At 42.7% G+C, this 22,157-nt stretch carries 24 protein-coding genes; 20 read left to right on the plus strand and 4 right to left on the minus strand.

Annotation, left to right across the window (positions count from 1 at the left end):
• Positions 1 to 13 precede the first annotated feature (13 nt).
• Positions 14 to 919 carry an RluA family pseudouridine synthase gene (locus AC503W_RS04035; protein ID WP_402955300.1) on the minus strand — a complete coding sequence of 302 codons (906 nt, stop codon included), beginning with the start codon at positions 917 to 919 and terminating at the stop codon, positions 14 to 16.
• 227 nt (positions 920 to 1,146) lie between these two features.
• Here AC503W_RS04035 and AC503W_RS04040 point away from each other — a divergent pair, with 227 nt between their 5' ends.
• Complete coding sequence (locus AC503W_RS04040) at positions 1,147 to 1,569, plus strand: DUF5365 family protein (protein WP_402955303.1); 423 nt, start codon at positions 1,147 to 1,149, stop codon at positions 1,567 to 1,569.
• A gap of 57 nt (positions 1,570 to 1,626) precedes the next feature.
• Here the strand turns inward: AC503W_RS04040 and AC503W_RS04045 are convergent, their stop codons facing one another.
• Both AC503W_RS04045 and AC503W_RS04050 read right to left on the minus strand, forming a co-directional pair.
• Positions 1,627 to 2,097, minus strand: coding sequence for a thioredoxin family protein (locus tag AC503W_RS04045; protein ID WP_494916144.1), 471 nt, complete (start codon positions 2,095 to 2,097; stop codon positions 1,627 to 1,629).
• Complete coding sequence (locus tag AC503W_RS04050; RefSeq protein ID WP_427688055.1) at positions 2,097 to 2,534, minus strand: disulfide oxidoreductase; 438 nt, start codon at positions 2,532 to 2,534, stop codon at positions 2,097 to 2,099. Before AC503W_RS04050 ends, AC503W_RS04045 begins: the two co-directional genes overlap by 1 nt.
• A gap of 199 nt (positions 2,535 to 2,733) precedes the next feature.
• Between AC503W_RS04050 and AC503W_RS04055 the strand changes: the two genes are divergently transcribed.
• The 3 genes from AC503W_RS04055 to AC503W_RS04065 all read left to right on the plus strand — a co-directional run bounded on the left by AC503W_RS04055 (position 2,734) and on the right by AC503W_RS04065 (position 6,867).
• Complete coding sequence (locus AC503W_RS04055; protein WP_494916146.1) at positions 2,734 to 4,281, plus strand: GNAT family N-acetyltransferase; 1,548 nt, start codon at positions 2,734 to 2,736, stop codon at positions 4,279 to 4,281.
• Between the two features lie 145 nt (positions 4,282 to 4,426).
• Positions 4,427 to 6,157 carry a phospho-sugar mutase gene (locus tag AC503W_RS04060; RefSeq protein ID WP_494916148.1) on the plus strand — a complete coding sequence of 577 codons (1,731 nt, stop codon included), beginning with the start codon at positions 4,427 to 4,429 and terminating at the stop codon, positions 6,155 to 6,157.
• Between the two features lie 182 nt (positions 6,158 to 6,339).
• Complete coding sequence (locus AC503W_RS04065) at positions 6,340 to 6,867, plus strand: NADPH-dependent FMN reductase (RefSeq protein ID WP_402867537.1); 528 nt, start codon at positions 6,340 to 6,342, stop codon at positions 6,865 to 6,867.
• A 118-nt stretch (positions 6,868 to 6,985) separates the two neighbouring features.
• Here the strand turns inward: AC503W_RS04065 and AC503W_RS04070 are convergent, their stop codons facing one another.
• Positions 6,986 to 7,234, minus strand: a complete 249-nt coding sequence (locus tag AC503W_RS04070; RefSeq protein WP_402867538.1) for a YhdB family protein — start codon at positions 7,232 to 7,234, stop codon at positions 6,986 to 6,988.
• Positions 7,235 to 7,367: 133 nt separating this feature from the next.
• On the opposite strand from AC503W_RS04070, the gene AC503W_RS04075 reads away from it, so the two are divergent.
• The 16 genes from AC503W_RS04075 (at position 7,368) to AC503W_RS04150 (ending at position 22,147) form a co-directional block, all read left to right on the plus strand.
• Positions 7,368 to 8,336 carry a M14 family zinc carboxypeptidase gene (locus AC503W_RS04075; protein WP_494916150.1) on the plus strand — a complete coding sequence of 323 codons (969 nt, stop codon included), beginning with the start codon at positions 7,368 to 7,370 and terminating at the stop codon, positions 8,334 to 8,336.
• 50 nt (positions 8,337 to 8,386) lie between these two features.
• A complete protein-coding gene (locus tag AC503W_RS04080) occupies positions 8,387 to 8,707 on the plus strand; it encodes a DUF3889 domain-containing protein (protein WP_427688049.1) in 321 nt (106 codons plus the stop codon).
• A gap of 160 nt (positions 8,708 to 8,867) precedes the next feature.
• Positions 8,868 to 9,659 (plus strand): phosphotransferase, encoded by a 792-nt coding sequence (locus AC503W_RS04085; RefSeq protein ID WP_427688047.1) that lies wholly within the window; start codon positions 8,868 to 8,870, stop codon positions 9,657 to 9,659.
• A gap of 155 nt (positions 9,660 to 9,814) precedes the next feature.
• A complete protein-coding gene (locus tag AC503W_RS04090) occupies positions 9,815 to 10,696 on the plus strand; it encodes a radical SAM/SPASM domain-containing protein (protein ID WP_402867542.1) in 882 nt (293 codons plus the stop codon).
• Between the two features lie 198 nt (positions 10,697 to 10,894).
• Entirely contained in the window at positions 10,895 to 11,737 is an 843-nt protein-coding gene (locus AC503W_RS04095; RefSeq protein WP_402990643.1) for a MurR/RpiR family transcriptional regulator, read from the plus strand.
• Between the two features lie 13 nt (positions 11,738 to 11,750).
• Positions 11,751 to 12,905, plus strand: a complete 1,155-nt coding sequence (locus tag AC503W_RS04100) for a M20 peptidase aminoacylase family protein (protein WP_494916156.1) — start codon at positions 11,751 to 11,753, stop codon at positions 12,903 to 12,905.
• Positions 12,895 to 13,689 carry a GNAT family N-acetyltransferase gene (locus AC503W_RS04105; RefSeq protein ID WP_427688045.1) on the plus strand — a complete coding sequence of 265 codons (795 nt, stop codon included), beginning with the start codon at positions 12,895 to 12,897 and terminating at the stop codon, positions 13,687 to 13,689. Before AC503W_RS04100 ends, AC503W_RS04105 begins: the two co-directional genes overlap by 11 nt.
• Positions 13,690 to 13,704: 15 nt before the next feature.
• Positions 13,705 to 14,814 (plus strand): o-succinylbenzoate synthase, encoded by a 1,110-nt coding sequence (gene menC, locus AC503W_RS04110; RefSeq protein WP_403123386.1) that lies wholly within the window; start codon positions 13,705 to 13,707, stop codon positions 14,812 to 14,814.
• A gap of 126 nt (positions 14,815 to 14,940) precedes the next feature.
• Positions 14,941 to 16,017, plus strand: coding sequence for a YkvI family membrane protein (locus AC503W_RS04115; protein ID WP_427688042.1), 1,077 nt, complete (start codon positions 14,941 to 14,943; stop codon positions 16,015 to 16,017).
• Between the two features lie 156 nt (positions 16,018 to 16,173).
• Positions 16,174 to 17,589 (plus strand): SpoVR family protein, encoded by a 1,416-nt coding sequence (locus AC503W_RS04120; RefSeq protein WP_402990629.1) that lies wholly within the window; start codon positions 16,174 to 16,176, stop codon positions 17,587 to 17,589.
• A gap of 168 nt (positions 17,590 to 17,757) precedes the next feature.
• Positions 17,758 to 18,060, plus strand: a complete 303-nt coding sequence (locus tag AC503W_RS04125; RefSeq protein ID WP_427651199.1) for an ArsR/SmtB family transcription factor — start codon at positions 17,758 to 17,760, stop codon at positions 18,058 to 18,060.
• Positions 18,061 to 18,087: 27 nt separating this feature from the next.
• Positions 18,088 to 19,146: an ACR3 family arsenite efflux transporter gene (gene arsB / locus AC503W_RS04130; RefSeq protein ID WP_494916158.1), complete on the plus strand. Its 1,059-nt coding sequence runs from the start codon at positions 18,088 to 18,090 to the stop codon at positions 19,144 to 19,146.
• A 31-nt stretch (positions 19,147 to 19,177) separates the two neighbouring features.
• The gene (gene arsC / locus AC503W_RS04135) at positions 19,178 to 19,597 is read left to right on the plus strand and encodes an arsenate reductase (thioredoxin) (RefSeq protein WP_494916160.1); all 420 of its coding nucleotides are present in this window, start codon (positions 19,178 to 19,180) and stop codon (positions 19,595 to 19,597) included.
• Between the two features lie 88 nt (positions 19,598 to 19,685).
• The gene (arsD, locus tag AC503W_RS04140) at positions 19,686 to 20,057 is read left to right on the plus strand and encodes an arsenite efflux transporter metallochaperone ArsD (protein ID WP_407408459.1); all 372 of its coding nucleotides are present in this window, start codon (positions 19,686 to 19,688) and stop codon (positions 20,055 to 20,057) included.
• 1 nt (position 20,058) lies between these two features.
• Entirely contained in the window at positions 20,059 to 21,828 is a 1,770-nt protein-coding gene (gene arsA, locus AC503W_RS04145) for an arsenical pump-driving ATPase (protein WP_494916162.1), read from the plus strand.
• Between the two features lie 34 nt (positions 21,829 to 21,862).
• Positions 21,863 to 22,147 carry an iron-sulfur cluster biosynthesis family protein gene (locus AC503W_RS04150; RefSeq protein WP_407408455.1) on the plus strand — a complete coding sequence of 95 codons (285 nt, stop codon included), beginning with the start codon at positions 21,863 to 21,865 and terminating at the stop codon, positions 22,145 to 22,147.
• Positions 22,148 to 22,157 lie beyond the last annotated feature (10 nt).

Consider the following 22,157-nt stretch of genomic DNA (forward strand, 5'->3'; position numbering starts at 1 on the left):
GCTTTTTTATGGTTTATAACGTATCAAAGATACTGGGCTTATCCAGGAAAGGCGCTTCGATGGCGATTTTTTCTTCGGAGATAGGATGGATGAATTCCATTTTCCTGGCATGAAGGGCCTGACGTGGAAAGGACCTCTTTCCGCCATACAGAGTATCCCCGGCCAATGGATGATTCAAGTGGCTGAAGTGCACCCGGATTTGGTGGGTCCTGCCACTTTCTAATGTGCAGCTGACAAGTGTCCGATTTTCTTTAGGGTACCGTTCAAGGACTTGATAATGAGTGATGGCTGTCTGTCCGGATGGAGATACTCTTCGTCTCGTCGCATGATGCCGGTCCCGCCCAATCTTTTCTTCGATTTTTCCTGCGTTTTTTTGAAGGATCCCTTCCACTAAAGCATAATAGGTTCTCTTGATGTTCCGTTCTTCAAGCATTCTATCGAGCATGGAGCCGGTCAGTCGCTCTTTAGCAAAAAGGACGGCGCCGGTGGTATCTTTATCGAGTCTATGAATATGTTTTATCATGCAGGTTTGGCCGGTTACCTGAAGGTGGTGGGCCACCCCGTTGATCAGCGAATTCCTATCACCGGAATGAGAGGGGTGGGTATCCATTCCTGCCGGTTTGTTTGCAATCAATAACAAATCATCTTCATATAAGATGGTGATTCCCAAATCTGTAGCGGGTACTCGATCATCATCAACGTGAAGCAACGGAATCTGGATCGTATCCCCTTCAGAAATTTTACTTGTCCAAGGAGTGATGACATCATTCACTTTTACTTCCTTACTCATTCTCCATTCATGAACAAGTTTCTTTGGAGCCTTCCAATGGTCTCTAAAAAGACCTTCTAATGTAAAACCATCCAATTGTTTATGTACAGTGATGAATAATTCATCGTTTTTTACTGTGAAATGTTTCAAATTTATTCCTACTTTCGTTGGATTAGATTGTATTTTTAAGAAAAAAATATATAATAATTACAATGAACTGTGAAAAAAGAATCATTAGACCTATTGAAAATGAGTCGGTGGGTTAAATTACCACATTATTTTTACAGTTTTTATGTTATTCTATTAAAAAAAGGATGAACCTCTAAGATTAAACAAACAAAGATAGGACCAAAGTATTTGAAAAAGGTGGTTTTGTTGTGAAGGTTGTCTCTCCATCAACGGAAGAACAAGAGCAAGAAATTGCTGATCTTGTTGAACGTTTCTACGAATCTGTATTTCCGAGTTACTTCACAAAAGATGAAATCCTTCATTTTAAAGAAATAGGCGTTTTACAGCCTAATAAGGGCCGTTTCACCTACAATGGTACACTGAGGGAAGCGTATCAGGTGATGACATGCCTTCAAGTCCTCCTAACCATTTTGGACAAGGAGGAGAAGGTGAATACAAAGGCAATTGAACGTAAATCAGATGAATTGTTCAAGCGTAACATTACACTTTTGAATGAATGCGGGATATTCTTCCCCTTTGATTCTAATCATTTTAACCGAATGAGCGAACATGTGGGAATGGAAGGTTTGCCCATGTACAATGTTCAAGTGGCGAATTCATACTTAGTATAAGGCAAATAAAAAGAACCGGCTATAACGGACTGTTCCCGTTATAGCCGGTTCTTTTTATTAATTGATGTCGTTTTCCTCGAACCATTCTTTAAAGTCTGACTTTTCATGGTAGCCAACTAACCGGGCTTTTTCTTTTCCATCAACATAATGGACAATGGTCGGCGTGCTCTTTATCCCATAATCGCTCCATCCTTGCTCGAATTCCAATAAATTGTATTGAACAAGGTCAATGCCCATCTCTTCGGCCAGGGGTGCGACGACTGGGGTGGTTTTTTGGCAATGCACGCATGTAGGGCTATAATAGTAAACCGTCACTGCTTCTTTTTCCTGCAGGTCATTCTCTAACTCGGCGGGGAGAATCAGATTTTGATAATTGGGATCATCCAATTGATCGACGGTGGCGGATTTAAGACTATCTTTTCCGTAAGGATTGCCCTTTGCCTTTTCTTCTTTTTTCATATTTGTCACAACGCCCAATACGATAAATAGGGCGACGATTATTACTAAGAATATCGCAATCTTTTTCATTAAGCTGAAGCCTCCTTGGATCTTGTCCATACGATGTAGCTGCATAGGAATATAATGATGAATGCAACGAGAGCTAGGGCAGGGATTGTAATAAATCCAAACCAGTTAATATATTGACCTGTACATGGGACCCTTCCGCACGCAAGGGAATGGTCGGAAAAGAATGAAACCTTTTGAATCAAATAGTGATAGGTTGAAATGAGTGCACCGATACCGGACAATATCATGGTATAAAAGCTGATCCAATGGTCCTTACGAATGATGGCTATACCTAAAATGACTGTAAAAGGATACATGACGATCCGTTGATACCAGCAAAGTGTACAAGGTTCGTATTGCTTAATTTCAGAAAAATATAAGCTTCCAAACATGGCAATGATGGAAGCAGCCCATGCAATAAATAGCCAGTTTTCTTTACTGTCTTTTGTCTTGTTCATCGCTTCCCTACTCCACCTTCTTTTTCTTTAATAAAAGTATAGTCTGTATCGATGGCGTCTGTAAAATATATGTTCTTAAAATATGCTTCAGACGGGGTTTTTTCCAGGTACATAACAAGGGAATTAGGAGTTTCAAGTGTTATATTTTTAAATTTAGGGGTATAATCTTCGATGAAGAGAATAAAGGAGCCTGAGAAAAATGCCTAATTTAGACCTGCATAAATTTGAGAAAATCATGGAAATACGAAATATGAAGCTAGGGGACATAGACGAAATCATTGCTATGCAAGCGTCTTGTTTTCCAGGGATGGATCCATGGAAACGAGATCAGCTCGAGAGCCATTTGGAAATCTTTCCGGAGGGCCAATTCGTAGCTGAGTACGATGGCAGAGTGATTGGTTCTTGTTCAAGCCTCATTATCAATTTTGACGAATATGATGATCGCCATACTTGGGATGATGTAACGGATAATGGCTACATCACGAATCACAATCCAGACGGTTATAATCTATATGGAATTGAAGTCATGGTTCATCCAAAATTCCGCAGGATGAAAATAGGACAACGACTATATGATTCAAGAAAAGAACTAGCTGCACAAATGAACCTGAAAAGTATCATTATCGGCGGCAGAATTCCAAACTACCATAAGTATGCGGATGAATTGCTACCGAGAGAATATGTCAAGGAAGTGCAACTGCATAAAATATATGATCCAGTCTTATCGTTCCAGCTTTTAAATGGGTTCACCCTTATGAGGATCAATCCCAACTATTTGCCTGATGATCTGGCTTCCAATAAATACGCGACACTCATGGAATGGAATAATTGGGATTACCAACCGAAATCGAAGCGTTATTACAAGACGTCCGAACCTGTTCGGATATGCGTCGTGCAATACATGCTCCGTCGTATCGAATCATTTGAAGATTTCGCGAACCAAGTGGAGTATTTCACGGATGTAGCGTCCGACGCCAATGCTGATTTCGCTGTATTCCCAGAGCTGTTCACAACCCAGTTGATGTCGTTCTTAAATGAACGGTCTCCAAGTCTGGCAGTCAGGAAGCTTTCGGAATTCACGGAACAGTACATTGAATTGTTCACGAAGCTTGCAGTAAGATATAACGTTAATATCATCGGTGGTTCTCATTTCGTTAAAGAGGAAGATGACAATATTTATAATATTGCCTACTTGTTCCGTCGCGACGGAACCATTGAGAAACAATATAAAATCCATATTACACCAAATGAAAGAAAATGGTGGGGGATTAATGCGGGAGACCGCGTACGTGTCTTTGATACGGATTGCGGAAAGATCGCCATTCAAATCTGTTATGACATCGAATTCCCGGAACTTGCTCGTATAGCGACAGATATGGGTGCCAAAATCATTTTCACACCTTTCTGTACGGAAGACCGACAAGGATATCTGAGGGTTCGCTATTGTGCCCAGGCACGTGCTGTGGAGAATCAGGTCTACACAGTCATCTCCGGAACTGTCGGGAACTTGCCACAAACGGAAAACATGGATATCCAATATGCACAGTCTGGAATTTTTGCCCCTTCAGACTTCGAGTTTGCCCGTGATGGTATCGTAGGGGAAACGAGCCCTAACCTTGAGATGGTGCTTATCGGCGATGTCGATTTGGAAATCTTACGACGGGAGCGTCAATCCGGTACGGTAAGACAATTAAAAGATCGTCGCCATGACATTTACAAATTGCATTACCAAAAAGGAGATAAATAAGGATTTACATGTGCTCGTGACGAAAAAGCAACAGTTGCTTTTTCGTCACGAGCCTTTACTTCATTTATGGGGAAAAATATGTTAATTTTATAATAGGGTTAATACATAAAATTCAAAATATGGGCGTTGAGAGGAGATGTTGGAGATGGAATGGAAATCTTTCTACACCGCTTGGGCAGGTTACCAGAATTTAAATGGGGAATTACGTGTCCTGCTCGAGGAAATGCAACGGGATGAAGCAAAACTCGAAGATGCCTTTTATAAGAACTTGGAATTTGGGACAGGTGGCATGCGTGGGGAAATTGGAGCTGGAACGAACCGGATGAACCTGTATACGGTTCGAAAGGCAACGGTGGGACTGGCACAATATATTTCATCATTCGGGGAAGAGGCAAAAAGTAGAGGGACGGTCATCGCCTATGATTCGAGGCACAAGTCACCGGAATTCGCACTGGAAGCGGCTAAAACATTGGCGACTTTCGGTGTGAAAGCCTACTTATTCGATGAGCTGCGACCAACTCCTGAATTATCGTTTGCCGTCCGGGAGCTGAATGCCTTTGCTGGAATCGTGATTACAGCAAGCCATAACCCTCCTGAATATAACGGATACAAAGTTTACGGGCCGGATGGTGCACAGTTGCCTCCAAAAGCCGCTGACCAGGTCATTCAGTACGTGAATGCCATTGAAAGTGAACTTGATATACAAATTAAAGAAGTGGAAGCGTTAAAAGAGAAGGGGCTTATCGAGATCATTGGGGAAGAGTTGGATATCGCTTATAATCGACAGCTTTTGACGGTTCCTGAGAATCCGCAATTAGCCGAAGAAATGGATGTGTCACTTGTCTTCACCCCTCTTCATGGGACAGCCAATAAATCGGTTAGGCGCGCACTTAAGGACCTGGGGTATCACAATGTCCATGTCGTCAAGGAACAGGAATTGCCCGATCCGGACTTTTCGACGGTGAAATCTCCTAATCCTGAGGAGCCAGCCGCATTTGAAATGGCCATCGAACTTGGCAATCAGGTGGAAGCCGATCTATTGATTGCAACGGACCCTGATGCCGACCGGTTAGGGATTGCCGTGAAAAACGAAGCGAATCAATATGTCGTTTTAACTGGTAATCAAACCGGAGCCTTGTTCTTGGATTACTTATTGAGTCAGCAAAAGGAAAAAGGGACGATTCCTCAGAATGGAGTGGTCTTGAAAACAATTGTGACTTCGGAAATCGGGAGGACGATTGCAAAGTCCTACGGGTTGGAGACGGTGGATGTTCTGACTGGCTTCAAGTTCATTGCCGAGAAAATAAATGAGTATCAGAAAACCGGGGCACATAGCTTCGTTTTCGGGTATGAAGAAAGTTACGGCTATCTAATCAAGGATTTCGCCCGTGATAAAGATGCCATCCAAGCAGCGGTTCTTGCTGTTGAAGTATGTGCTTATTACAAAAAGCAGGGCTTGACCCTTTACCAAGGCTTGATGAATGTCTTTGAAAAATACGGATTCTATTTGGAAGGGCTACGTTCATTAACCCTAAAAGGAATGGAAGGGGCAAAACAGATCCAAGGAATATTGGATCGATTCAGGCAGAACCCACCTACTCAAATCGGGGGTATCCCCGTAGTCATCGCCGAAGATTATCAAAACGGTAAAAAGTACGATTTGAGAACGACTGATGAGGAAACGATTGAACTTCCGACATCCAACGTTTTAAAATATTTCCTCGATGATGGAACATGGGTATGCCTCCGTCCTTCAGGTACCGAACCGAAAATTAAATTCTATTTCGGGGTCCAAGGAAGCTCCCTGAAGGAATCGGAAGATAAGCTTTCCGCTGTCATTAAGGATTTCATGAGTGAAATAGAAGCTTTGGTGTAATAAATAAAGGGAGAGCGAAGGCAAGTTCTTCGCTCTTTGTTCCGAAATAGGATAGAAATGGAATGTCTCAAATTCAAGGAAATTACGCATGGACTTTGGTATACTGATTGAGGATAATGGGATATTTTGATGAAATATATTTCAGACCTATCATTTCAAACTTACCAAGGAGGGGAATATCCATGAAATTAGTCATCATTAATGGTTCACCACGTAAACAAGGACGTACAGGGATTGCTTCACGCTTCATATCTAAACAATACGGAGCAGAATTAATCGATTTAAGCAATAGTGAAATCCCTTTATATACCGGGGAAGGCGAGCAATACCAATTGAAAGTGATTCAAGATCTTCGCACAAGCATCGAAGAAGCGGATGGTGTCATTTTAACGACGCCGGAATATCACGGTTCTATGAGTGGTGCCTTGAAAAATGCGTTGGATTTCCTAAGCAGTGATCAATTCACACATAAACCAGTCGCGCTTCTTGCCGTTTCAGGCGGAGGTAAAGGTGGAATCAACGCGTTGAATTCCGTGAGAACGGTAGGCCGCAGCCTTTATGCGAACGTGATTCCAAAACAACTAGTACTTGATCCGCACTGCTTCGATTACGAAAATGACGGATTGAATGAAGAATCCGCATTGCTTGTCGACGCTTTGATGGATGAATTGAAAATGTATGCAAGTGCATATGCGACAATAAAGAAATAATGGAAAAAGGGGTCAGGTATTTTCATACCTGACCCCTTCCTTGTTTCCATTAGGGTTTCACCAGCCATAGTTTAATCCCTGATAAGCAACTTGCATAATATTTCCCATTTTGTACAAACTATTGTTGAACTTCCGTTACATATTCATATTCACTCGTCTGTTCAGCAGCATGATCAAGATAACGAAATAGGGCATACAGCTGAGATTGAACGATTTGGTAATCATGCTCAAACCGATATGCGTGTAAAAAATGCTCAATTTTCTTCGAAAGAATGTGATCTTTCGTTCGTACCATCAAAACTAAAAGGCTGTCCCAATCCGAGCGGTGAGTATGAAACAACGCCTGGTCATAATCCGCTATCCTCATCATCATTCTCCTCCTTACTAAGGAGCTATTTGTATTTTGTACAGAATGGGCAGATGCTCTCCTTACAATAAGTGGCGATATAGAAAAACCGCGTTTGTTGTTTTTTACCTGAATAATAATCAAAGGTGAGTTCATGAAAAAAATCATTTTGCTTTGGTGGATCTGTTTTCTGCTTTATCCTTCATACGGATTCTCTGAACAGTCATATTCACTGGAAACAATGGAAAAAGACCTTCTGGAAATGGAAAAAAAGTATCAACTAAAAACCATAATAATCGGTGAAACTGAAAAAGGAAAACCGATAAAGGCCGTTAAACTTGGTAGGGGGCAGAAGTCGATTTTAATGGTCGGTGCCCATCATGGACGGGAATGGCTTAGTACGATGATTCTGATGAAGATGCTACAAGATTATGCCTCCGCCTATCAAACAGGTGAGCCAATCGGTGATATCCCCACGGACTTATTGGATGAGGTCAGCATCTGGTTCATCCCGATGTTAAATCCTGACGGGGTCAGGATCCAGCAGGGTGATTTCTCTCACTTAAATGTATGGGAGCGAGTGGTGGTCTGGAAAATGAACGACTATAGCACAGAGTGGTCCCGGTGGAAAGCCAATGCGAATGGCATCGATTTAAACAGGCAATATCCAAGTGGTTGGGATGACATAATCAATGAAGCGAAACAACCCACGTATCAGTTTTATAAAGGAAAACGTCCACTGATGGCATCGGAGGCAAAAGCACTTGTGTCCTTCACGAAGAAGCTCGACCCCCTTATTGCTGTTTCCTACCATACGTCTGGACGGGAAATATTTTGGCACTATCACAATAAACCTAAGAACATGGCAAGGGATTACGGCATAGCGAAGAAAACGGCAGAGCTAACCGGTTATGAACTGACCATCCCGGAAAAGGAAGCAATAGGCAGTGGATTTACGGATTGGTTCATTACCGAATTCGAGCGGCCGGCGCTGACCATTGAACTTAGTTATTTAGTGGAGGAAACGAATCCACCCTTGTCCGTATTTCCCGAAGAATGGGACCGGAACCGTCAAGTGGGGATGATGCTTGTCCAAGAAGCGAATCGATTGAATAACTATTGAGATGTTATACATAATAAGACTAACAAGTGAGAATGGTGGGAGGTAAAGGGATGAAAAAACTTCTGATGCTGGTCATGGGGCTCATGATACTAACGCAAATGGCTCCAAGTGCACCACTTGCTGCAACCCCGGATTACGAGAAATACGGGAAGATTGCCATCACTGTCGTTCAGGCCGATTATCCTGGAGACGATGTGACCGACTATCAATATAAAGGACGTAAAAAGTTAGGCAATAAACAAGTGGAAGACGACTTTGTATTCATAGTGGTGGAAAATGGCAAGGAATTCAACGTCATCGTTACCGTCCAGCATGATCTGGAGAATAAAAAGCTTCTGAGCTTGAAGGTCATGGAACAGAAAAGAAAATGAATGCAAAGGAATCAGCACCTTCTTTTTATCGAAGGTGCTTTTTTCTATGTCCGTAGTTGCATCTGCATCCATATCTAGATTGTTTTGGTTCTGACCTATGATACACTAGAATTAACATAGTTTTCCTGTGAATAGTTGCATGATCAGTGGAGGTGTATCTATGCCCGATCTTTCCAATGAGGAAGAGTTAACAGGTGGGAACGTTTCGAAAGTATATCGTGCAGGTGATACCGTCAGACGGGAAATGAAGCCAAATGGCCAAAGGATTCATGCGTTATTAAAGCACCTGGAGGGAAAAGGTTACGAATATGCCCCTAAATTCCTTGGTATCGATGATAAGGGCAGAGAAATTCTATCTTTCATTGAAGGAGAAGCGGGGAATTATCCTCTACAAACATACATGTGGTCAGAAGATGTCTTACGGGAAATCGCGAAGATGCTCCGTCTTTATCATGATGCTGTAAGCGACTTTACATTGGATGATCATTGGCAAGCAATCGATAATACCCCACAGCAAGCGGAGGTGTTATGCCATAATGACTTTGCCTTTTACAACATCATTTTTCAAAATGAACGGCCGATTGGCATTATTGATTTTGACGTGGCTGGACCTGGACCACGACTTTGGGACATCGCGTATACGCTTTACACTTGTGTTCCATTAAGCAGATTGTATCTTACTGAGACGGGTGAGACGGTCCATTATCATTCCGTTCACGATGCTTCCCGCATAAAAAACAGGGTTAGATCATTTTTTGATGCTTACGGTGAAGGAATTGCGGAGAATTATATCGAGATGATCCTGTTACGATTAGAAGGATTATGTAAGACAATCACAAGAAGAGCAAGTGAAGGTGATCTTGCCTTTCAAAAGATGGTGGAGCAAGGTCATCTTGAACATTACCGAAACGAAATGACATTCATTTCTGAGCATAGGAAGGAATGGACGTAAACATAAAAGAAGCTTAATAGAAGATTGAAGGGAACTTCTTAACGAGGAAGTTCCCTTCATTTTGTTCGGAAATCCATTTTTCCATTGCATTTATAAGGAAGGAACAAGTATAGTTAATAACAGATTAAATACAGCAAGATTTTAGGGGAATTATAATGAGAAAGTTTAAAAAAGTATATGTCGAAATAACGAACATATGTAATCTGAAGTGTAATTTTTGTCCGAGTTCTAGCTTGCAGAGGACATTGAAATTTATGAATCCAGAAGGTTTTACGCACGTGATTGAAAAGATAAAACCACATACGGACCATATATATTTCCATCTAATGGGTGAACCATTTTTGAATAAAGATTTGGGCACGTTCCTGGATATTAGCGCCGAGAATGATTTGAAAGTGAATATTACGACAAACGGCACACTGATTCAAAAGGTGAAGGATAAGCTTCTGTCCAAAAAAGCGCTTCGTCAGGTGAATATTTCCCTTCATAGTTTTGAAGCGAACGATACGAGCAATAGCCTGGAAAGTTACGTAAGTAATATAACGGATTTCATTAATGAGGCAAATGCAACGAGTGAAGTGATCTGTGCCATACGACTATGGAATATGGATTCAGATGAACTTAAAGCGAGTAATGGGTTGAATGATGATATTCTTTCGATGTTGGAAGAGAAGCTTTCACTAGACATTCGTTTAAGTGAAGCCCTTCAGGAAAAGAATAATATCAAACTGAAGGATCGGGTTTATATCAATATGGCGGAAAAATTCGAGTGGCCGGAACTTGACCGCGATATCATTGATGAAAATATTTTCTGCTATGCATTGAGAGATCAACTAGGAATCTTGGTGGATGGTACGGTGGTTCCTTGTTGCTTGGATAGTGAAGGAAAGATACCACTTGGGAATATATTCGATTCATCCCTAGAAGAAATCCTGGATGGCGAACGGGCGAAGAATATGTATGATGGCTTCTCGAGAAGATGCGCCGTTGAAGAACTCTGTAAACGATGTGGCTACGCAAAGCGCCACAAAAAATAAAAGATAGATGTAACCCACGGAGATACTCTTCGTGGGTTTTTTCGAATTCATTTTGATTATTTTATTAAAATATTCAGAATATTATTGATTTATCGAAAGGTGGGTGTTAGAATGTTCTCTATTATCAGTGAAGTTAGAACTTCGAATCTATTTAAAAAAAGTATACGATTCATTTTTGTTACTGAAGGGAAGGATTTTATGGATGTTCAGCAAAAAGCAAAAGAGATATTCCCGGCATTAACGACTGGGCAAAAAAAAGTGGCCAAATACTTGTTGACTCATGCCCATACATTTGCCGTCAGTCCAGCTCAAGTGTTAGGGAAAGAAATTGGCGTGAGTGAGACCACGATCATTCGCTTTTGTTATTCGCTAGGGCTAAGTGGTTTTGCTGAACTTCAAAAACTGATTCGCAATCAGCTGATTTTCGAGAGCAGTAGCTTGAATGAATACCATACTTCTAAACTCGAAGTCGCAAACGAGCCAAACTTCATGGCACAAGTGATGGAACAAGATATCGAGAGCATCAAAAAGACCATACATAATCTATCAAATGAGGATTTTACAAAAGCGGTGGACAAAATTACGTCAGCCGATAGTATTTTAATTTCCGGACATCGTTTATCCTTTTCGGCCGCACATTGGCTGACGTTCACACTAAGGCTTGTGAAGGAGGATGTTCATTTATACCGGCCGGATACAGACGATATCTTTTTACAATTGGATAAAATGACGGAACGTTCCGTTTTCATAGCGATATCCTTTCACCGTTATGTGAAAGAAACGGTGAAAATTACGGAGATGGCTAAACAGGCTGGGGCCTTTGTGATCGGGATTACCGACTCCGAACTTGCCCCTCTTGCAGATTTCGCGGATGTCTTATTACCGGTATCAACGCCGAAGACTTCGACCATCGATACAGCACCTGTTTTATTTTCCTTATTGAATAGTTTAGTAGCGGGTGTCTCAATAAAAGACGAACAAGGATTCAAAGATAGAAAGTCTAAATACGACACATTTAAACAGGATGATTTTTTCTTCTGAAGGGGAGTTGGAAATGGATATAACACAATCGCTTGTAAAGTTAAGACCACGGATCATCGAGATATTTGACCATCTGCACGCTCATCCAGAAACGAGTTGGAATGAAGTGAAGACAACAGACTTCATTGCGGACATTTTAACGGAAAACCAATGTACCGTGACAAGATTTTCCGACTGTACCGGCGTGATTGGTGAGATGGGGGAAGGCCGGTTCACGGTGGGCCTACGATCGGATATCGATGCATTATGGCAAGAAGTGAATGACACATTCCAGGCCAACCATTCATGTGGCCACGATGGGCATATGACTCTGGCTCTTGGCGTTTTCCTTGTATTGAAGGAAATGAACTTTCAACCAAAAGGGAAACTCAAATTCCTTTTTCAGCCTGCAGAAGAAAAAGGAACGGGTGCCTTGAAGATGATTGAGGAAAAAGTCGTCGATGATATAGATTTTCTGTATGGCGTGCATGTAAGGCCTGCGGAGGAAGTGAGCGATGGCCAGGCGGCACCAGCCATCGTTCATGGCTCAGCACAGTTCATAAAGGGCGAAATCCTAGGAACGGATGCACATGGTGCAAGGCCCCATCAAGGTCAAAATGCAATCGAGATCGGGGCCTCTTTCATCACATTGTTGAACAGCATCCATCTTAATCCTTCCATCCCTTATTCCGTGAAAATGACGCAGTTTTCTGCAGGCGGGGAAAGTTCGAATATCATTCCAGGGAAGGCTACTTTTTCGCTGGACTTGCGCGCCCAGGATAATGATGTCATGAAGGAATTGACCATGAAGGTGAAGAAAATCGCACAAGCTCTGGCCATTGCCAATGGCGTTGAAATTACCCTTGAACCAAGTGCATATGTAGCCGCTGCACATGTTGACGAACAAGCCCAAGCCATCATGGCAGAAGCCATAACAGATACACTCGGTATAGAAAATTTGGTGCCTCCCGTCATTACGACTGGTGGAGAGGATTTTCATTTTTATACGTTGAAGAAACCGACCATTAAAGCGACGATGCTTGGATTGGGTTGTGGCTTAACGCCAGGCCTGCATCATCCACTTATGACCTTTAATAAAGAAGCGCTGCTTTCGGGGATCGAGATTCTGACGAAAGCCATCCTTCTTACTTTCGATAAATATGGAGAAGGGGATCGCCATGACTCATGAATTACACATCAAATCATTATCGACATTAGAAGAGTTACAAGAGGTGCAACAATTGGAGACGCTTGTATGGGGGATGGATTCCATACCAACCCACCAGACGCTGACGGCAGTTAAAAACGGGGGGCTTGTCATAGGCGGTTACCTCGATGAGCAGTTAGTGGGCTTTCAATACAGCTTCCCTGGTTTTAAGGATGGAAAGGTCTTTCTTTGCTCACACTTGTTGGCGATCCATCCGGAACATCAAAAGAAGGGGTACGGAAGATTGCTTAAATTGGCACAAAAAGAAGAAGCACTGAAAAAGGGCTACGACTTGATTTGCTGGACATACGATCCGTTGGAAAGCGTGAATGCGAATTTAAATATCGGAAAACTTAAAGCAGTTTGCCGTACCTATATGGAAGATTGCTACGGAAAGCTTGAAGGCTCACTTAATGAAGGGCTGTCGACAGATCGCTTCATGGTGGAATGGACGATCAATCAAGATTTGCAGGCAGATGCGAATCTCCCTAGTGAAGCGGCACAACTAGTGACGGTAGAAAAGGATGAACAAGGTTTTCCAGTCATCACGGAATATAGGCTGGATACATATGCAGACATCATTGCCATTCCGATACCAACGGAGATACAAAAAATGAAGAAGGAAAATCTTTCGTTGGCGATTGATTGGCGTTCGAAAACAAGAGAGATATTCAAATACCTCTTTGCCCAGGGATATGCTGTAGTGGGAATTGAACGGATCAAAGAGGACAACATTCAACATTACATCTTACAAAAACAGAAATAAGTGGGGGAATTAAACATGAAAATAAAAGAAGTGCGTTTACGTCATCTGAATATGGATTTGATTGCTCCATTCACAACTAGCTTTGGTACATTCGTGGATAAAGAGTTTATTTTAGTAGAGGTGAAAAATGAAGCGGGATTATCAGGATGGGCTGAATCTGTAGCTTTTGCCGCGCCATGGTATAACGAAGAAACCATCAAAACGAACTGGACGATGCTGGAGGATTTCCTGATTCCGCTCGTGCTTGATAAAGAAATAGAGCACCCGGGTGAAGTAGCGGAACTGTTCGCTCATATTAGGAAAAATAATATGGCGAAATCGGCAATCGAAGGAGCTATTTGGGATCTGTACGCGAAAGAAAAGAACATTCCACTGAGCACGGCACTAGGTGGAGAGCTGGATAAAATCGATGTCGGCATCAGTATCGGTATCCAAAAAACCGTTCCAGATTTATTGAAAAAAATCGAGAATGGACTGAAAGATGGTTATAAACGAATCAAGATAAAGATTCAGCCGGGCTGGGACGTCGATGTTATCAGGGAAGTACGTAATCGTTATCCGGATGTACCGATCATGGCGGATGCAAACTCGGCTTACCGTTTGAAGGATATCGAATTATTGAAACAGCTGGATCAATTCGATTTAATGATGATCGAGCAGCCTTTGTCATCGGATGATATTGTCGATCATGCGACATTGCAAGCGAGCATCACAACACCGATTTGCTTGGATGAAAGCATACATTCCGTCGAAGATGCCAGAAAGGCGCTGGATTTGGGAAGCTGTAAAATCATCAATATCAAGATTGGTAGAGTGGGTGGCTTAACGGAAGCTAAGAAAATTCATGATTTATGTAAAGAGCGAAACGTGCCAGTATGGTGCGGTGGCATGTTGGAATCTGGGGTCGGTCGTGCACATAATATCGCATTGACCACACTTGATAATTTTACAATGCCTGGAGATACGGCCGCTTCTGCGAATTATTGGCATAAAGACATCATTAAGCCGGAAGTGACGGTGGAAGATGGGGTCATCACCGTGCCAAAGACGGCAGGTATTGGATACGAAGTAGATACGACCATTGTCGATGAATTTACCTCCTATAGTAAACGATACAAAAATTGAGCAGGTTGAGTCCGCCAAGCTTTGGTATTTTCTTACTGAAGACTGGCGGAGCTTTAAACGTGAGGTAGCCAAAAGCTACCCATGCACTAAATTGTCAGAATTATCTTTAAATTGGGGTGGATTTCCATGAAGAACAGTATCAATCTAGCAGGCGCATATATTGGAATCATCATAGGGGCAGGTTTTGCTTCAGGACAAGAAGTATTGCAATTTTTCACGAGCTTTGGAATCTATAGTGTATTGGGAATTGTCGTAGCGACTGTATTATTCGCTTTCCTTGGAATGCAAGTTACGGAGTTAGGGAGCTCGCTTCAAACACGCTCTCATAAAAGCATAATCGATCACCTTTGTGGCCGTCATCTAGGCAGGGTTGTCGATGTGATCATTACCTTTTTCTTATTTGGCGTAACGGTGATCATGATTGCAGGTTCCGGATCTATTTTCGAAGAACAATTTGGCATCCCAAGTATCGTGGGTGCCGCGATCATGACGATCCTCACCATTGGAACGCTTTTGCTTAAAGTCGATAAAATCATGTCGATCATTAGTGCCGTAACGCCATTCTTATTCATCATCATGATTGTCATTGCGGGTTATTCATTCTTTACATCAAATCTTAGCTTCAGTGAAATCATTGCCTCATCCAGTAAAGAAACGGCCGCAACGGGAAATTGGCTAATGGGTTCATTGCTATATGTTTCTTATAATATGACGGCTGGAATCGCGATGTTGGCCGTAATGGGAGGCACAATGAAAAGCAAGAAAGAAGCAGGAATGGGAGGCATTTTAGGCGGGATAGGTTTAGGGATTTTATTACTTCTAATCAATATGGGGATGATGTCCGACCTTAAATCGATTGAGGGAGTAAGCATGCCCACTCTTTATTTAGCAAATGAAATCTCGCCTTGGTTGGGAAATATTCTGTCCGTAGTGCTGTTAGGCATGATTTATAATACGTCAGTTGGTATGCTGTACGCATTTACTGCTAGACTTGTACCTTCCGAAACAAAGAATTTTAAAATCTCGGTCACCGTCGTAGGGATGTTAGCTTTCCTTGCCAGCTTTGTTGGCTTCATTAAATTGGTTGGTACGGTATATCCTCTTACAGGATATTTAGGTTTTGTCATCATTGCAGCTCTTATCATTTCGTGGGTTCGCTCAAAAACGAAAAAACGGGCATTACATGCAGAAATAGCCAAGTAATAGTAAGAAAGAGTGCCTGTTCTACTGATTCCTGACATCTTCCCTTTTGGAGGATGTCTTTTTTCTATGTACGATTGCCCTTTAAGAAGGAACAAAGCATTTTTCCGCCCTTTTTTCATACATTAGACTAAAGACAAAAGACTAGGGGGATATAAGATGAATGGATCGGAGCAGAAGGCTCTGGAATATGCCATCAGTGAAATCACAGAAATAGCCACTGGATTCGGATTGGATTTTTACCCGATGCGTTATGAAATTTGTCCATCGGAAATCATTTATACATTTGGTGCGTATGGAATGCCGACCCGCTTTTCACATTGGAGCTTCGGGAAACAATTTCATAAAATGAAGCTGCAATATGATTTCGGATTAAGCAAAATCTATGAATTGGTCATTAACTCTGACCCATGTTATGCGTTCTTGCTGGATTCCAATTCACTTGTGCAAAACAAATTGATCGTGGCGCATGTTTTGGCGCATTGTGATTTCTTCAAGAATAATGTCCGTTTCCGGAACACCAAGAGGGATATGGTAGAAAGCATGTCGGCCACGGCTGAAAGAATCCGGGAATACGAAGTGTTGCATGGCAAGCGGGAAGTGGAAACTTTCCTTGATGCCCTTCTGGCCATCGAGGAACATATCGACCCATCACTGATGAGGCCGAAGCTTGCCTGGACGATGGAGGATGAGGAAGAGGAGGAGGAAATCAAGCCGGCAGCGACGGAGTATGATGATTTATGGAATCTCGAAGACAGAGATGTGAAGAAGCATCCGACCGCTAAAAGGCGTAAGAAGTTCCCGCCACGTCCTGAAAAAGATATCATGCTATTCATTGAACAATACAGCAGGGATTTAACCGATTGGCAAAGAGATATCATGACCATGATCCGAGAGGAAATGCTCTATTTCTGGCCACAGCTCGAAACGAAAATCATGAACGAAGGCTGGGCATCGTACTGGCATCAGCGCATCATGCGTGAACTGGATTTGACCTCTGGCGAATCGATTGAATTTGCAAAACTGAATGCCGGAGTCGTGCAGCCATCACGAACGAGCATCAATCCTTATTATCTAGGGCTGAAGGTGTTTGAAGATATCGAAGAACGCTATGATAACCCGACAGAGGAAATGCTCAAGCTCGGCATCAAGCCAGGAACGGGCCGAGAAAAAATGTTCGAAGTCAGGGAAATAGAATCGGATATTTCCTTCCTCCGTAACTATTTGACCAAAGATCTCGTCATGCGGGAGGATATGTACTTATTTCAAAAGCAAGGCAAAGACTACAAAATCGTTGATAAGGCATGGGAACAGGTGCGCGATCAGCTCGTCAGCATGCGGGTGAATGGCGGCTTTCCGTATATCACGGTCAATGACGGCGACTATATGCGAAATGGCGAGCTGTATTTGAAACATTGGTACGAAGATATTGAACTCGACCTGAAATATCTCGAAAAAGTCATGCCCTATATCCACCAGCTCTGGGGACGTCCTGTGCACATGGAATCGGTCATGGAGGGGAAAGAAGTCATGTTTTCCTACGACGGAAAAGGGATTCACCGCAAGTATTTATAAGGAATGGAGGCTGCCGGGAGATCGGCAGTTTTTTTTCATGAAGGCAATTCGAGAAGTACTCTGATAAAATCTCTCCAAGCCAAAACCCTTGCAACGGTCAAACCTATCGTGATAACATAAGCATTATATTATATAAGCGTTTAATTATGTATAGTGGGAGGACACTAGATGAACCAAATCGAGGAGATGTCTCGTCAATTAAAGGCTGTGAGCGACCCGAACCGGTTAAAGTTGCTGGCATGTCTGAAACAAGGTGAAGTTTGTGTATGTGATTTTGTGGATATCCTGCAGATTTCCCAGCCAGCAGTCAGTCAACAAGTGAAAAAATTAAAAGACGCAGGAATCATTTTAGAAAGAAAAAAGGGAACATGGAAACATTTCCGATTAAATGATGTTCAACAGCCCTATATTCAAGCCATCATCGATTCTTTAGAACCTGTCCAGGCTCCATGTTGTTCAACGGAATGCTAATTCTTCATCATGTTAGGGGAGAAGCGGATGGAAAATAAAAGTTTAACAAAGCGATTATCCTTCTTGGATCGCTATCTTACTCTATGGATATTTGTGGCGATGTTCGTCGGAGTCATGATTGCGGTATGGGTACCCGATTTTAAAACGGTGTTGGAAACCTTTTCGGTAGGGACGACTTCGATACCGATTGCAATTGGGTTAATCGTCATGATGTATCCACCGCTTGCAAAAGTGAAATACGAAGAAATGTGGCGCGTGTTCAAAGATTGGAAAGTGCTTCTGCTCTCCTTATTTCAAAACTGGCTGTTAGGGCCGGTCTTGATGTTTTTCCTTGCGATTCTCTTTTTACGCGATTATCCGGAGTATATGGCCGGATTGATCATGATTGGCTTGGCCCGTTGCATTGCTATGGTCATTGTCTGGAATGATCTGGCTCGGGGAGATAGGGAGTATGTCGCGGGACTCGTGGCGTTCAACTCGATATTCCAAATCCTATTCTATTCCGTATTCGCCTACTTTTTCTTGAATGTGTTACCTGGCGTATTCGGCATGGAGAACCTATCTGTCGTGATATCGATGTGGGAAATCACGAAAAGCGTCATGATATATCTTGGCATCCCCTTCGTAGCAGGGATGTTGACCCGATTCATTGGCTTGAAAGTTAAGGGGAAGGAGTGGTATGAGAATAAGTTCTTACCCAAGATCTCCCCATTAACTTTGTTTGCTTTATTGTTTACGATCGTCATGATGTTCTCTTTAAAAGGGGACACCATCATTGCCTTGCCGCTTGATGCAGTGCGGATTGCGATACCGCTTTTCATCTACTTTTTAATCATGTTTGCCGTATCGTTTTTTGCATCAAGAAAGGCGGGTGCGTCCTATCCGGTCACTGCTTCCCTTTCCTTTACTGCAGCAAGCAATAACTTTGAACTGGCGATTGCGGTGGCCGTTTCCGTATTCGGAATCAATAGCGGTGCGGCGTTTGCGGCGGTCATTGGCCCGCTCGTGGAAGTGCCGGTACTGATCGCTCTCGTCCATGTCGCCCTTCGCTGGGAAAAGAAATATTTTAGAACCATTAAATTATAACTGTTTGTTTTCAATACAGGAGGAAACCTTCATGACACATAAAAAAACCATCTACTTCTTATGCACAGGCAATTCGTGCCGCAGTCAAATGGCTGAAGGCTGGGCTAAAAAGCTCTTACCGGAATGGATTGTAAAAAGTGCGGGTCTCGAAGCTCACGGGTTGAATCCCAATGCTGTTAAGGCGATGAGGGAAGTAAACATTGATATTTCCGATCATACATCGGATGTGATTGATAGGGGAACCTTGAATCATGCAGATTTAGTGATTACATTGTGTGGGCATGCAGACGAGCATTGCCCAATCACGCCTCCACAAGTAAAGCGAGTCCACTGGGGTTTTGATGATCCAGCCAAAGCGGAAGGAACCGATGAGGAAAAGTGGTCCTTCTTTCAACGCGTGCGTGATGAGATTGGCGAACGGATCGAAGAATTCGCTGAAATGGGAGAATGAGCCTGCAAATAGCCAAGGCAAATTACTTAGCTATTGATTTATCCGTAATATAGGCATCTGCTTATTTATATAAAAAGGAGTGACTTCAATGAAAGAAATACAGATTTTTGACCCTGCCATGTGTTGCCCTACAGGTGTATGCGGTCCTTCAATCGACCCTGAGCTATTAAGGATGTCTTTTGTGATAAGTAATCTGAAGAAAAAGGATTATCCGATCGAACGATATAATTTAACCAATGATACCGAACAGTTCATGCAACATGAACAAGTGAGCACGTTATTGAACGAAAAGGGTCCGGATGTCTTACCGATTGTTTTCGTTGATGGAAACGTGGTACGAACAGGGAGCTATCCAAGTAATGAGGAGTTGGGAAGGTGGACGGGGTTCTCTGTTGAGGAACTGATCCAAAAGCCGAAAGTGCGATTGTCACTGAAGACGCAAAAAGATGGGGAGAGCTGACATGAAGTTATTCACTGATGAATTCTTCCCACAAACGCGATTTATATTTTTCACAGGGAAAGGTGGAGTGGGGAAAACATCCGTGGCAAGTTCGCTTTCCCTTTCTTTATCGAAGCAAGGAAAAAAAGTTCTATTGATCAGTACAGATCCCGCTTCGAACTTACAAGATGTATTCGGGCAACCGTTAACCAATCATCCCCAATTGATCAAGGGCACATCGAACCTGTATGCCCTGAACTTGGACCCTGTCCAAGCGGCAACCGAATACAAGGAACGGATGGTTGCCCCGTATAGAGGAAAGTTACCAGATGCGGTGCTTGCAACGATGGAAGAGCAAATGTCAGGGGCTTGCACCGTCGAAATTGCGGCATTCAACCAATTCTCGACCCTTTTGACGGATTCAACAATTACGGAGGAATATGACCGGATTGTATTTGATACCGCACCAACTGGTCATACGCTGAGGTTATTGCAACTACCAACTGCATGGTCCGGTTTTTTAGATGTAAATACAAACGGGGCATCTTGCCTGGGTCCGTTAGCGGGATTGGAAAGTCAGAAGCAGATGTATCAGAAGGCCGTCAATGTGTTGGCGGACAAAGGGCAGACTACACTAGTCCTTGTAAGCCGGCCTGAAGAGGGGCCATTGAGGGAAGCGGCACGTGCGTCGGATGAGTTGAAGGAAATCGGGATTGCCAATCAACTCTTGATCGTGAACGGTGTCTTCGAACAGACGGATCGAGGTGATCGTTACGCAAATGCCTTGCATGACCGACAACAGCGGGCATTGGAAGACATTCCGAATCCATTGAAAAAACATCCGACTTTTTATTTGCCTCTTGTTTCATTTGCCATCACAGGAATCAATCACATGGAGAAATGGTTCACTCAAACATATGGGGAGTCTGAAAACTTATTAGATGAAATAGAAACGATCCCTCATCACTCTATTAAAGATTTGGTGGATTATTATGAATCAAACTCCCATCGGGTCATCCTTACGATGGGAAAAGGCGGGGTAGGAAAAACGACAGTAGCGTCACTTGTCGCCTTGGGACTCGCCGAAAAAGGGAAAAAGGTCCACTTAACGACCACGGATCCAGCCGCTCACATTGCTTGGACTTTTGATGATAACACCTTATATGACAATCTAACGATAAGCAGCATCGATCCGAAGAAAGTCGTGGAAGAGTATAAAGATGAAGTGCTTTCCAAAGCAAGTGAAACGATGGATGAAGAAGGCTTGGCCTTCATAAAAGAAGACCTGGAATCTCCTTGTACCGAGGAAATCGCCGTTTTCCGGGCACTCGCCAATGTTGTGGCGCAGTCCAAAGATAGCATGGTCGTAATTGATACGGCACCAACAGGTCATACCCTTCTATTATTGGATGCATCTGAAGCCTATCATAAAGAAATTTCCCGTTCTTCTGGTGATATACCAGAGCCGGTACGCGATTTGTTGCCAAAATTAAGAGACGGGTCCTATACGAGCATCATCATTACGACACTTCCTGAGATGACACCTGTTTTGGAAGCAAAACGATTGGCAGAAGATTTGAAACGGGCGAATATATCCATCCATTGGTGGCTCATCAACCAAAGTTTTTTCGTCACGGATACAATGGAACCGATGCTTACCAGGAAAGCAAAGGGAGAGAAGAAGTGGATCGAGAAAGTGAAAGAACTATCCGGCAACCAAACTGTCATCCTTCCTTGGAGCCGGGAAGAGCCAAAGGGAATCAAGCAATTGCATCAAATTCTGGACATGTAAAAATGACATGCGAAACCTATTGGAGGAATAGAACATGAAAATGACCAATCAAGCAAAAGAGTATTTACAAGAAGCGATGAAGGCAAATGACGTATCCACTCTACGATTTTATGGAATTGCAGGGTGTTGCGGAATGAACCTTGGCGTTGCCTTACAAGAAGCAGAAACAAATGATATGGTGGTAGAAGTGAATGGGGTGAACATTGCCATTCAACCTGAGATGAAGGAACAGTTATCAGATGTAACCATAGATGTAGAAGAGGAAAATGGTGAAATGGGCATAGTGCTTACAGGATATAATGAAAACTCTTGCTGCTAAATATGAATAG

This window comes from Peribacillus suis (genome assembly GCF_059384845.1).